This is a genomic window from Mesorhizobium sp. WSM4844 (genome assembly GCF_055811775.1).
Genome location: NZ_JBVVQB010000051.1, coordinates 36,200 through 49,000, shown reverse-complemented (window position 1 = coordinate 49,000; position 12,801 = coordinate 36,200). Strand labels below are relative to the sequence as shown.

General features: G+C 64.4%; 10 protein-coding genes. 8 read left to right on the top strand and 2 right to left on the bottom strand.

What is annotated here, in order from left to right; all coding sequences use genetic code 11:
- The first annotated feature begins 272 nt into the window (after nucleotides 1–272).
- The 5 genes from ligD (at nucleotide 273) to AC0L2A_RS28555 (ending at nucleotide 6,473) form a co-directional block, all read left to right on the top strand.
- Nucleotides 273–2,759, top strand: a complete 2,487-nt coding sequence (gene ligD, locus AC0L2A_RS28575) for a DNA ligase D (RefSeq protein ID WP_473611633.1) — start codon at nucleotides 273–275, stop codon at nucleotides 2,757–2,759.
- Nucleotides 2,760–2,849: 90 nt separating this feature from the next.
- Nucleotides 2,850–3,764 (top strand): non-homologous end joining protein Ku, encoded by a 915-nt coding sequence (gene ku / locus AC0L2A_RS28570; RefSeq protein ID WP_473611632.1) that lies wholly within the window; start codon nucleotides 2,850–2,852, stop codon nucleotides 3,762–3,764.
- Between the two features lie 14 nt (nucleotides 3,765–3,778).
- The gene (locus tag AC0L2A_RS28565; RefSeq protein ID WP_473611636.1) at nucleotides 3,779–4,864 is read left to right on the top strand and encodes a tetratricopeptide repeat protein; all 1,086 of its coding nucleotides are present in this window, start codon (nucleotides 3,779–3,781) and stop codon (nucleotides 4,862–4,864) included.
- A gap of 184 nt (nucleotides 4,865–5,048) precedes the next feature.
- Nucleotides 5,049–5,693, top strand: a complete 645-nt coding sequence (locus AC0L2A_RS28560) for an alpha/beta hydrolase family protein (RefSeq protein ID WP_473611630.1) — start codon at nucleotides 5,049–5,051, stop codon at nucleotides 5,691–5,693.
- Nucleotides 5,694–5,702: 9 nt separating this feature from the next.
- Entirely contained in the window at nucleotides 5,703–6,473 is a 771-nt protein-coding gene (locus AC0L2A_RS28555) for an exodeoxyribonuclease III (RefSeq protein ID WP_473611629.1), read from the top strand.
- 228 nt (nucleotides 6,474–6,701) lie between these two features.
- Here the strand turns inward: AC0L2A_RS28555 and AC0L2A_RS28550 are convergent, their stop codons facing one another.
- Nucleotides 6,702–7,166 carry a GFA family protein gene (locus AC0L2A_RS28550; RefSeq protein ID WP_473611628.1) on the bottom strand — a complete coding sequence of 155 codons (465 nt, stop codon included), beginning with the start codon at nucleotides 7,164–7,166 and terminating at the stop codon, nucleotides 6,702–6,704.
- Between the two features lie 218 nt (nucleotides 7,167–7,384).
- Between AC0L2A_RS28550 and AC0L2A_RS28545 the strand changes: the two genes are divergently transcribed.
- The 3 genes from AC0L2A_RS28545 to AC0L2A_RS28535 all read left to right on the top strand — a co-directional run bounded on the left by AC0L2A_RS28545 (nucleotide 7,385) and on the right by AC0L2A_RS28535 (nucleotide 12,291).
- Nucleotides 7,385–8,866 (top strand): WD40 repeat domain-containing protein, encoded by a 1,482-nt coding sequence (locus tag AC0L2A_RS28545; protein WP_473611626.1) that lies wholly within the window; start codon nucleotides 7,385–7,387, stop codon nucleotides 8,864–8,866.
- An 81-nt stretch (nucleotides 8,867–8,947) separates the two neighbouring features.
- Nucleotides 8,948–10,222, top strand: a complete 1,275-nt coding sequence (locus tag AC0L2A_RS28540; RefSeq protein ID WP_473611625.1) for a tetratricopeptide repeat protein — start codon at nucleotides 8,948–8,950, stop codon at nucleotides 10,220–10,222.
- A gap of 53 nt (nucleotides 10,223–10,275) precedes the next feature.
- The gene (locus tag AC0L2A_RS28535; RefSeq protein ID WP_473611624.1) at nucleotides 10,276–12,291 is read left to right on the top strand and encodes an amidase; all 2,016 of its coding nucleotides are present in this window, start codon (nucleotides 10,276–10,278) and stop codon (nucleotides 12,289–12,291) included.
- A 59-nt stretch (nucleotides 12,292–12,350) separates the two neighbouring features.
- Here the strand turns inward: AC0L2A_RS28535 and AC0L2A_RS28530 are convergent, their stop codons facing one another.
- Nucleotides 12,351–12,680, bottom strand: a complete 330-nt coding sequence (locus tag AC0L2A_RS28530) for a hypothetical protein (RefSeq protein ID WP_023799016.1) — start codon at nucleotides 12,678–12,680, stop codon at nucleotides 12,351–12,353.
- Between the last annotated feature and the right edge of the window lie 121 nt (nucleotides 12,681–12,801).

The window sequence follows — 12,801 nt, the reverse complement described above, 5'->3', positions numbered from 1 at the left end:
ATCGGATGTCACGAATGCTTTCGCCAACCTCCGACGTTGCCAAGAGGGCGGCCACAGTGACACTGCCAATCTCCCCCCTTGCGGGGGAGATGTCCGGCAGGACAGAGGGGGGTGTGAAGAAACTCGACGGAGGGTGATCGGTTCTGGACCGCTGCATTCTTCGGCAGATGTCACGGCATGGAACCCAGGGCCTGCACTTCGCTTCGCGTTCGCTCCGTCCTGGTATGACGAAGGCGCGAACGCTCGCTCGTTCGCCATCACCGCCTAGCCCCATGCCAGCTCCCTCCAAACTCAAGGCCTATCGCGCCAAGCGCGAATTCCGCAAAACGCCGGAGCCCGCCGGCGGGCCGGTTGCCGCAGAAGGCAATCGCTTCGTCGTGCACAAGCATCACGCTACTGCCGACCATTACGATCTTCGCCTGCAGGTCGGCGATGTGCTGAAGAGCTGGGCGGTGCCTCGCGGCCCGTCGCTCAATCCGGCCGACAAGCGGCTGGCGGTCGAGACCGAGGACCATCCGTTTGAATATATCGACTTCGAAGGCGTCATTCCCGAGGGCGAATATGGCGGCGGGCCGATGATCGTCTGGGACACCGGCGTCTGGGCGCCGATGGACGATGTCGAAAAGAGCCTGCGCACCGGCTCCTTCAAATTTCGTCTCGCCGGCGAGAAGCTGAATGGCGGCTGGATGCTGACCAGGCTGAAACCGAAGCCCGGCGAGGATGAAGGCAAAAAGAACTGGCTGCTGTTCAAGGAGCGCGACCTCGCCGCCGATGCCAGGCTCGACATACTGGAAGCCCGGCCGGAAAGCGTCAAATCCGGCCGCCGCATCGAGGAGCTGGTGGCAATCCCGAAGCCTGCCGCAAGGCTTGCGAAACCGGTGGCATTGAAACCCGGTGCGCTGCCGGGCGCGGTCAAGGCGCCGCTGCCTTCCCGGATCGAGCCGCAGCTGGCCACGCAGGTTCCGAAGCCGCCGGGCGGCGAAGGCCCTGGCGAAAAAACGCGCGAAATCTGGCTGCACGAAATAAAATTCGACGGCTATCGCACCATGGCGCATCTGGCCGACGGAGTGGTCAAATTGATCACCCGCGCCGGCCTCGACTGGACCAGGCGCTATGGCGACCTGCCGCTCGCCTTTGCCAGGCTGCCCTGCCGCGATGCAATCATCGACGGCGAGGTCGTCGTGCTCGACGCCAGGGGCATCAGCCGCTTTGCCCTTTTGCAGGAGGCGCTGGCCGAGGGCGCCGGCAACAAGCTCCACTTCTATGCCTTCGACCTGTTGTATCTCGACGGCTGGGACCTGAGAAAAGCGCCGCTCGGTCGGCGCAAGGCGCTGCTGTCGCAATTGCTGTTAGGCCTGGGCGCCAACTCCGCCATCCAGTTCTCGGACCATGTCGAAGGCGATGGCCAGGCGCTCTACGACCAGGCCTCCGAGATGGGGCTGGAAGGCATCGTCTCCAAGCGCGCCACGGCGATCTACCAGAGCGGCCGCACCAAGACGTGGACCAAGACCAAGGCGCTGAAGACCGGCGATTTCGTCATCGCCGGCTACACCACCTCCGCTGCAGCCGAGGGGCTGGCCGCACTCGGGCTCGGCGAATTCGAGGATGGCGAGCTGCACTATCGCGGCAAGGTCGGCACCGGCTTCGACGCCGCCACCGCGAACGCGTTGCTGGCCCGGCTGCAGCCGCTGCGCGCCGGCGCGTCTGCACCCGAAGGCGTTCCACGCGAGATCATGCGCGAGATGAACTGGGTGCGGCCGCTGCTTTCGGCCCATATCCACTATGCCAACCGGACCACCGATAATGCGCTGCGCCATGCCGTGTTCCGCGGGCTGCGCGATGTCGGCCTGTCGACGCCTGTATCGGCCAAGCGCAAGCGGCTGATCGCCGAGGCCGACCTCGCCACGATCTGGGTGACCAACCCGACGCGGCGGCTGTTCGGCAGAACCGGACCGACCAAGCTCGATATCGCCGTCTACTACGCGCTGGTCGGCGACTTCATGCTGCCGCACATTTTGGGCCGCCCGGTGTCGCTGGTGCGCTGCCCGACCGGCAAGCCGCAGGACTGCTTCTTCCAGCGCCATGCCTTCACCGGCATGCCGAAATCGGTGGCGACTTTTGAGGCGACCAATTCCGAGGGCGAGACCAAATCCTACCTGTCGGTCGAGGACGCCAAGGGCTATCTGGCGCTGGCGCAGTTCGGCGTCGTCGAGTTCCACACCTGGGGCACCCATCGCACGCGGCTCGACAAACCCGACCTGATCGTCTTCGACCTCGATCCGGGCGAGGGCGTTAGCTGGCGCGAGGTGGTCGAGGCGGCGGTGCATATCCGCGCCGAACTGGAGGCGATGGGGCTGGTGCCGTTTGCCAAAACCTCGGGCGGCAAGGGCATCCACATATCAGTGCCGGTGACGCAAAAACAGAACTGGAAGAAGCTGCACCAGGCGACCAGCGCCATCTCCTCGGCATTGGCCGCCACGGCGCCCGACACCTTCACCACCACCATGGGCAAGGACAACCGCAAGCGGCGCATCTTCATCGACTTTCATCGCAACGCGCGCGGCCACACTTCGGCGGCACCCTATTCGCTGCGTGCCCGCACAAACCTGCCGGCTTCGACGCCGGTGAGCTGGTCCGATCTGGAATCCATCGACGCTCCGGAAGATTTGAATTATTCTTCGCTGCCGGACCTTCTGGCCACCTCCGGCGATCCTTGGGCCGACATGGAAGATTTCGCTAGGGATTTGCCGGTATTGTGAGGGCGATGTAGGTTTTGCGCAGCGTCGTTCGTCCTTTGGACGAAGCGCTGCGAAATGTTCGACAGTGCACGGCCGCGTAGGGAGAATTTCATGGCGCCCAGGGCAAGTTGGAAAGGTTACCTCAAGCTCAGTCTCGTCAGCTGTCCGGTCCGGCTGTATCCGGCGACGAGTGCCAGTGAGCGCATCAGCTTCAACCAGCTGCACAAGGACACCCACAACCGCATCAACATGAAGCCGGTCGATCCCGAGCTCGGGCTGGTCGAGCGCTCGGATCTGGTCAAGGGTTACGAATACGAGGACAAGCAGTACATCATCATCGACGATGCCGACCTCGAGACGGTGCGCATCGAATCCAACCACACGATGAACATCGAAGCCTTTGTCGACGAGGGCGAGGTCGACGTCATCTATCAGGACGCCCCCTACTACCTGGCGCCGGATGGCGCGATGGCGGAGGAAACCTTCGCCGTGCTGCGCGAAGCGATGCGCAAGTCCGGTAAGCTGGCGATCGCGCGGCTGGTGCTGTCCAGCCGCGAGCGCGTGGTGACGATCGGCGCGCGCGAGAACGGCATGTTCGTCTGCACCTTGAGGAACCCGAACGAAGTGCGCGGCACGGCTGAATATTTCGGCAACATCCCGGCCGGCAAGCCCGACCCGGAAATGCTGCAGCTCGCCGAAGCGCTGATCAAGCAGAAGGAAACCACCTTCGATCCGAAGAACTACGAGGACCGCTATGAGATCGCGCTGATGGCGATGATCCGCGAGAAGCTCAAGGGCCACAAGCCGATCATTGCCGCCGCGCCCGAGCGCGGCAACGTGATCAATCTGATGGATGCGCTGAAGGCCAGCCTGTCGCAATCGGCCAAGCCGCCGGCCAAGAGCAAGAGCAAGGCCGATGAAGCGGCGAAACCGGCAACGAAATCCGCCAGGGGCGGCGCCGGCGCGGCCAAGGAAAATCCGCTCAAGGCCAATCTGCTCAAGGCCGTCGGCAAGAGCAAAGGGTGACAGCGCCCACCGGTATGATTTCCGGCAGCGTCTTCGGCGCCATCGGCGCGCTGGCGGCGTTCCCGCTGAGGCTGGCGGCGCGTGAAGTCGAGCGCCGGCAGGGCCAGTTGCGGCGCGGCGTCAACAGGCGCACCAGCCATGTCGTGTTCGGCCGCAAACTTCTGGCCAAGGCCGGGGATGCCGAGATCGAGCGCCGCGTCGCCGCCGAGCGCGCGACCGGCCGCAAGCTGATCAGCGAAAACGGTTTTTTGCGCTTGCTCGGGCTGATCAAGGCGCCGGAGGCTTCGGCGCTGCCCAGGCAGTCGCTCGTTGACCAGTCGCGGCTTGCCGCCGCCGACCTCGACCTGTTGTCGCTTTTCGATGCCTTCGAGCATGATTGCGAACCCTATTCGTTTCGCGACCTGATCCTGGCCCGCAAATATGCCGGGCTGATTGCCGGCGGCGCCTCGTGGGGGGCGATCGCGCGCTCGGTGCACCGCTGCGGTCCGATCGCCTCGCTGACTGCCAAGTCGCTGAATGTCGGCTCGCAGCATGGGCGCGCCGATCAGATCTACCTCGAAGGCGGCCAGAGCGAACTCGACGGCCAGTTGCTGTTCGATTTGGGCTCGCCGGATGACGACACGCTGGAAGAACTGTTCGCCGACGCTGAAGCGGCGGAACAGGCTGAAGATCACGAGCAGGCGGCGGCACTCTACCAGCGCTGCCTGGCCATCGACCCGGGCGATGCGATCGCCGCCTTCAACCGCGCCAACTGCCTGCGCGCCGCCGGACGCGCGGCCGAGGCGGCGCACGACTATGCCCGCGCCATCAAGTGCGACCCCGGCTTTGTCGAGGCCTGGTTCAATCTGGCCGGGCTGATGAGCGATGAGGGCCGCGAGGCCCCGGCGCGGCGGCACCTGCAGAAGGCGATAGCGCTCGACCAAAACTATGCCGACGCGGTGTTCAACCTGGCAAGGCTGGAGTTCGACGCCGGCAACCTCGCCGAGGCGCGGCGGAACTGGGCGCGCTATCTCGAGCTCGACGCCAGCTCCGAATGGGCGCGGATGGCGGCCAAGGGTATTCAGTTCATCGATTTGCAGCTGGCGCGGATGTCGGGGTGAGGCGATGGCGCTCCCTTCTCTCCTTGTGGGAGAAGGTGGATCGGCGCGTTTGCGCCGAGACGGATGAGGGGTGCTGGAAGAAATGAGGCGTTGGCGCTCCGTCCAACACCCCTCATCCGACCGAGCTTCGCTCGGCCACCTTCTCCCACAAGGGGAGAAGGGGTCGTCAACGTTGGAGTTCCCCATGACCACCTTCCTCATCGACGGCCCAGAAACCGCTCCCATCACCATCCTGCTCGCCCATGGCGCCGGCGCGCCGATGGATTCTGCCTCGATGACCGCCACGGCAAAAGCGCTGGCCGAAGCCGGGTTCCGCGTTGCGCGCTTTGAATTCCACTACATGGCGGCCCGCCGCTACGGCCACCGCAAGCCGCCGCCGCGCGCCGAGACGGTGAACCCGGAATACATCAAGGCGATCGCCGACCTCAGGGCGAAGGGCGTGAACGGGTCGCTCATCATCGGCGGCAAGTCGATGGGCGGCCGCGTCGCTTCGATGATCGCCGACGAGATGTTTTCGAAGGACGAGATTTCAGGGCTGCTTTGCCTCGGCTATCCCTTCCATCCGCCGGGGAAACCGACGCAGCTTCGGACAAAACACCTCGCCGGTCTCAAGACGCCGACATTGATTTTTCAGGGCACACGCGACGAATTCGGGACCAGGGACGAGGTCGCGACCTACGATCTTTCCGACGCCATCGAGATGCGGTGGCTGGAAGACGGCGACCACGATTTGAAGCCGCGCAAGAGCATCTCCGGTTTTTCGGCCGCCGATCATCTGAAGACACTCGCCGATGCGGTGAAGGCGTGGACCGAGCGCATCGTGCGCTGAAGCAGGCCGATGAAGATCGCCACCTTCAACGTCAACAACATCAACGGCCGGCTGCAGAACCTGCTCGCCTGGCTGACTGTCGCCAACCCCGACATCGTCTGCCTGCAGGAGCTGAAAGCCAGGCAGACGCAGTTTCCGCGCACAGCACTCGCCGCGGCCGGCTATGGTGCGGTTTGGGTGGGACAGCCGACCTGGAACGGCGTTGCCATACTGGCGCGGGGTTCAGAACCCGTTCTGACCCGCGAGGCGCTGCCCGGCGACGACAGCGACAACCAGGCCCGCTACATCGAGGCGGCGGTCAGCGGCATCGTCGTCGCCTGCCTCTATGCGCCGAACGGCAACCCGCAACCCGGCCCGAAATTCACCTACAAGCTGGCGTGGCACGAGCGCCTGAACGCGCATGCGGAAGAACTGTTCGACACCGGCCTGCCGGTGGTGCTGGCCGGCGACTACAACGTCGTGCCCGAGCCGCGCGACATCTATCCGACCCGCTCCTATGACGACAATGCGCTGGTGCAGCCGGAGAGCCGGGAATCCTTCGCAGCGCTGCTCGACCAGGGCTGGACCGACGCGCTGCGCAAAAAACACCCGAAGGAGACGCTCTACACATTCTGGGATTATCGCCGCAACCGCTGGCAGCGCGACGCCGGCCTGCGGCTCGACCATATCTTGCTGTCCAAGAAACTGACGCGCCGGCTGGCCGGGGCAGGCATCGACCGCGACGTCCGCGGCGAGCCCGGCGCCAGCGACCACGCGCCGGTTTGGGTGGAGTTGCGGTGAGGGGGAGAGCCAATCTCCCCCTTGTGGGCAAGGCAATCGCATTTGGATTCTTGCGAAGGTGGACCCCCACCCTAACCCTCCCCACAAGGGGGAGGGAACGCTGCCGCGCGCTTTTTAACTTCCCCTTTGGCGCCGAAAGGCAGGCAATTTGCCGAGTTCGGCGCCAACGAAGTCTCCCTCCCCCTTGTGGGGAGGGTTAGGGGTGGGGGTCCATCGTAGAGCGAAACCTTAGCCTGGTCGCGCGCCTTCGCGGGCGAAGGCCTCGATCAAAGGTGTGTACCCCTCAAGGTCGGGTTGGGTGGCGAAGCTGTGGCTGGCGGCGGTCGTGGCCCAGGGCAGCCTTTCCGACGTGAAGACCTCGACGAAGGGCACGTACCAATTGTGCTCGTCGAGCATGGTAGCGCGAACATTGACGAAGAAGTCCAGGCCGTGCGGATGGGTGAACATCCAGTTCTTGCAGTGCGGGCAGTAGAGCTGCCGGTGCGGGCCGTGCATGCCGCCGACCACCGGCTCGCCTTGCGTAACGGTGAAGCCGCTGCTTGGCACCGCCATAGTCAGGGAATAAGCACTCGCGCTCAGCTTCTGACAGCCGGTGCAATGACAGGCCATGGTCAGCAAGGGCGGCGCACTTATGCGAAAGCGTATCCCGCCGCACAGGCAGCCGCCGTCCCAGGGTAGTTTCCAATCATCCATCACTTGGCCTCGGTGCTGAGTTCCCTGGCAGGCGATTCTAGCGCGCGACCGGGCAACATTGCGGCGACCAAGAGTGTCGCCAGGCCATATCGAGCGCTTTGGCGCCGGCGCGCGTTTTGCGCTCGCTGTTTCGCTCTTCGGAATTGACCGGGCATCGACAAGCCCGGCGCCGACCTGCATCATTGCGGACGAAGCGACAGCGGCGCGAGGGGAGCCCGATGAACAGGTTTGTCGACAGGCTGCTGGCAATGCTGCTGCTGGCGATCGGCATGCTCTGCTTCACACGCGTGTATTTCGCGCTGGGCGGCGGGGGTGTCGGCGACGCTTTCGCGTCGGTGCGCCTGGCTTTCTTCGCGACAGCGGGTGTTGTCTCAGCTCTTGCAGCCCTGCTGTTCTGGTCCGGCCTGTTGCCGGGCCGATCGACGCTCGCTCCGAAGACGCCTCTGTTCGGCAGGGGCGCCGAACTGCAACCCGGCGGACGACCACGCCTGCGGCGGCTCCTTGCCGTCGTTCCGTTCCTCGCCGTGCTCGCTCTGGTGGCCGACCAACTCAGCCCGTGGTCGCGGCAGCCACAGGACGCCGGCAAAAGCCTGATCGCCGAGCAAACCGTGCCGAGCGCGCCGGAAGGCCAAGAGGTCACCAGCGCACCGGCCCCGGAACCGGAAGCGGCTCCTGCCTCGCCATCCGAGGTCGCGCTGGCCCCACCTGTCTCACCGCCGGAGCCTGCTCCAGCCCCGGCTGCGCCACCGCAGACCGTCGCGCCGCTGCCTCAGGCTCCGCCGCCGCAGCCGACGCAGCCCGATGGCCACCGCCAGCCCGTCATCTGGCTGGCGGTGGCGTCCGACGGTCACTCAATCATGAGCGCCAGTACCGACCGCACGATCAAGCTCTGGGATATCGACGGCAAGCGCCTGATCCGCACCCTTGGCATCCACAAGGACATGGCGCGTACCGCGCTTTTCCTGCCCGATGGGGCGCGGGCGCTGACGGCGGGCGACGATGGCGAGATCGTGCTGCGCCAGCTCTCCGATGGCGCGGTGCTGCACGTCTTCTCGTCAGGCCAGAACGGCGGCGTCAACAAGCTGGCGATCAGCCCCGATGGCAAACGTGCCGTCAGCGGGCACGACACCGGCAGGGTCATCGTCTGGGATATCGAGAAAGGCTCGGTGCTGCATGTGATGCCAGGGCACGACTGGTCGATCAGCGGGGTCGCCGTCTCGCCCGACGGCACACGCGCGATCAGCGGCAGTATCGAGGGCACGCTAAAACTATGGGACATCGGCGCTGGCAAGCAGCTGCGCAGCTGGCACGGGCATGAGCGCGGCCCCTATGGCGTGGTGTTCATGGCCGACGGGCGCCATCTTATCACCGGCAGCGGCGATTATACGATCAAGGTCTGGGATCTCGACACAGGCCGCGAAGTCCGCCGCCTCGAGGGCCATTCGGGCACGGTCTATGCGCTGGCGCTGTCGACCGACACCAAGCGGCTGCTGTCCGGCTCGCTCGACGGCACGGCACGGCTGTGGGATATGGAAACCGGCAGCGAGACCGCGCTGTTCGACAGCCGGTCCGGACCGGTCTACGCGGTGGCGTTCGCCGCCGACGGCACGGTGCTGACCGGCGGCTACGACCGCACCATCCGGGACTGGCCGGTCGATGGCGGTGAAGGCGTGGTGCTTTTCGCCGGTGCTCCGGATTGATTAGACTTTCAAGGTGCGGATATTTCGGGAAGAGGCGGCGTGCGCTAATGATTACCGCTATCGACAAATGGATTGGCGAACATGAGCAGTGAAGATTGGCCGCTTGAGGCGAACACAACTGTGTCCGTTTTGCCCGTGCCACATCGCCGAAGACTCTTTCCCATCGTCTTGCTTGTGTTGGCTGCTGTCGTGCTGTTTTGGCCAGCTCGCAATTATTACGCTCAGTGGTCGGCCATCCAGAAGGCGCAAGCGGCATTCCTCGCCAAGGACTACGCCGAGGCATTCCGCCAGTGGAAGATAGTGGCCGACGCCGGCAACCCCGTTGCGCAGAACAATATTGGCCTGATGTATTGGTCAGGCCAGGGCGTTGCGCAGAATGACGCACTGGCAGTGAACTTGTGGCGCCAGTCCGCAGAGGCAGGAAACCTAGATGGTGCGTCCGGCCTCAGCCAAGCTTATTATGATGGAAGAGGTGTCGGAAAGGACGATCGGTTGGCCTTAATGTGGGCGCGGAAGGCTGCAGACAATGGGCACGCAAATGGTCAACACTTCCTTGGCGTTCTCTATTCAGAAGGTCGAGCGGTGGCGAAGGACGACCGCCAGGCGTTCGAATGGTGGATGAAAGCCGCGGCCAGCGACCTCGCCGATGCGCAATATGCCGTCGGAACTGCATATGCGTTGGGAAAAGGCGTGGGCAAGGATGAAGCACAGGCATTTTCCTGGTTCAGTAAGGCGGCCGATCAGGGATATCCCAACGCTCAATTCGCTGTTGGCCAAGCCTATTCACAGGGTTGGGGGGTACAACATGATCATGGTCTGGCTGCGGTCTGGTGGCGTAAAGCGTCCGAACAGGCCAACCCCCAGGCACAAGCCGCGCTTGGCTATGCGTACTCAATCGGCAATGGTGTTCCCCAAAGCGATGCGGACGCGGCGTCCTGGTGGCTCAAGGCGGCCAATCAGGGAGACGTCAGTTCGCAACTGAACCTGGGGGGCGCCTATTCGAAAGGCGCCGGTGTTAGCCAAAGCAAGGCGGACGCGGTTTCGTGGTGGCTCAAGGCCGCAAAGCAGGGAGATACCCAGGCCCAGCTCCTCGTGGCATACGCCTATGCCAATGGTGAAGGCATCGCCAGAGACCACAAATCTGCTGAGTTCTGGTGGCTGGCTGCCGCGAAAACGGGAAATGTCGATGCCGAAGCCAGTCTTGGGATGCTGTATTATCGCGGTATCGATGGACAGCCGAATTACAAAGAAGCCGCTAAATGGTTGCTCAAGGCTTCTTCCCATCGCCATCCCGGTGTCCAGATTTATCTGGATATGATGAAGGAGGAAGGTCTGTTGGACACCAAGACATTGTAGGTAAAGATCATATTTGAAACTGTTGCGGATAACAGACGTTTGGCTTTCCCAAAGTGACCAGTCTCCACATCGTCGAAGCGTCGATCGCACAGCTGCGGCAGGCGCTGGAGGCCGGCACTGTCACCAGCGTCGAACTGGTCAGCGCCTGCCTGCGCCGGATTGCGCATTACGATCGCCATGGCATCGCCCTCAACGCCGTTCCGGTGCTCAATCCCAAAATGTTCGAGGAGGCGGCCGCGTCCGACTGGCGCCGCAGGAAAGGTGCTGCGCTCGGGCCGCTGGACGGCATCCCCTATACCGCCAAGGACAGCTACAAGGTATCAGGCCTCACAGTGGCCGCCGCCTCGCCGGCCTTCGAGCATCTCGTCGCCAACGAGGACGCCTTTACCATCGGGCGGCTGCGGGCCGGCGGCGCGGTGCTGATCGGGCTGACCAACATGCCGCCGATGGCCAATGGCGGCATGCAGCGCGGCGTCTACGGCCGGGCGGAAAGCCCCTACAATGCCGATTACCTGACCGCCGCCTTCGCGTCGGGCTCGTCGAATGGTTCCGGCACCGCGACCGCCGCCAGCTTCGCCGCCTTCGGGCTTGGCGAGGAGACATGGTCGTCGGGCCGCGCGCCGGCGTCGAACAACGCGCTGGTCGCCTACACGCCGTCGCGCGGCGTCATTTCGGTACGCGGCAACTGGCCGCTGGTGCCGACGATGGACGTGGTGGTGCCCCACACGCGCAGCGTGCCCGACATGCTCGAACTGCTCGACGTGATCGTCGCCGACGACCCGGACACAAGCGGCGATTTCTGGCGCGCGCAGCCCTGGGTGGCGCTGCCGAAGAGCTCGGACGTACGGCCGCCACGCTACACCGGCCTCGAGCTGGAGGGAGCGCTGCGAGGCATGCGGCTCGGCGTGCCCCGCATGTATATCGGCCGCGATACGGAGGCCGAAATTGCGATCCAGACCCGCGCCTCGGTGCTGGAACTGTGGCAGCAGGCGGCGGCCGATCTGCGGCGGCTCGGCGCTGATGTGGTCGAGGTCGATTTTCCTGTCGTCTCCAACTACGAGCGCGACCGGCCGGGCACAAAAAACATGGTCGATCGCGGGCTGATTCCCAAAGGATTCGCCGAGCGCGAGATCTGGGACCTGTGCGTCTTCGCCTGGGACGATTTCCTGCGCGCCAATGCCGACCCTACCATCCCCGATCTCGCGTCGGTCGACGGCGCAAAAATCTTTCCGCAGCCGCCGGGCACGCTGCCGGACCGTTATGAGGACAGTTTTGATGTGGCGGAATATGTCGAGCGGGCCAAGCGCGGCGTCACGCCATTCCTGGCCATTCCCGAGCTGCAGGCCGGCGTGAAAGGCCTGGAGGCGACGCGGCGCATCGATTTCGAGGATTGGCTCGACGCGCAACGGCTCGACGCAGTGGTGTTTCCCGCCGTCGCCGATGTCGGGCCGGCCGATGCGGATGTCAACGAGGCCTCCGCAGTGCTGGCCTGGCGCAACGGCACCTGGGTCGCCAACGGCAATCTGGTGCCGCGCCATCTCGGTATTCCGACCGTCACCGTGCCGATGGGCGCGATGGCCGATATCGGCATGCCGGTCGGCCTAACCTTCGCCGGCAAGGCCTATGACGACACCCGGCTGCTGCGGGTGGCCGGCGACTTCGAGCGTTTTGGCCAGCGCCGCAGCCGCCCGCCGCGCACGCCGGAACTTCCCGACGATGTTTTTTTCGCCCGGCCTTCCGCCCGCCGGCCCGGCGAGGCGCCGCCGCTCACCGTCGCGCTTGCCGCCGAGACGCGCCATGCCGGTGATCAGGATGAGATAACCATCATGCTCGACATCGATGGCGAGGCCGGGACCGAAACCCATGTGAAAGTGCATGTCAACGGCGAGCCTGTCACCATGCAGCAGACCGGGGCGCGCCTGACCCGGCGCGCGGTGGTGCCGGCCAACGAGCATGAGAGAATCCACAGCGTCTGGCGTGGCTCGTACGGCTCGATCGTCACCGCTATCGTGCGTCTTGAAGACGGACGCGCCGCAGGCGCCTACATGGTGACCGGCGGGATCGGCTGACCGTCGCGCTTCGCCTTGTGCTACGGCGCGCCGTCTGCAAACGGCATTTTCAATGCGCGTCAATCCGGCTTGCAGGGGTCGGCTTTTGCAGCTGCTGTCTTCTCGCCCTCCTGCTGCGCCTCGACATCCTGCTGCGAGGTGGCAAGGTTTTTATCGCCGCCGGCTTCCTGGTTGGCAAGCGGCATGGTGTTGCCGGTCTTGTTGGCCGGGCCGCCCTTTACCCTGTTACCGGTATTCGCGTCGGTTTCGAGGGGCGCGCGCGTTGCGTCTTTTGCGACGCCTGATTGAGCTTCGATCGATGCGGTCGTGTCGTGGCAGGTAGCGCTTGCCGTGCCGGCCGTCAGCCCGATCATTGAGGTGGCGAGCAAAATAGCGGTTAGGGTCTTCATCTCGTCCTCCTTCGCTGTTTGAGGTCATCTTTCTAAACTGCCGGCACAATCTGAGGTTCCGCCAATTCAGTTCGAACTTCGAATGTGGCGTCCTATTCCCGTGATTTGCGGGCTTCCGCAG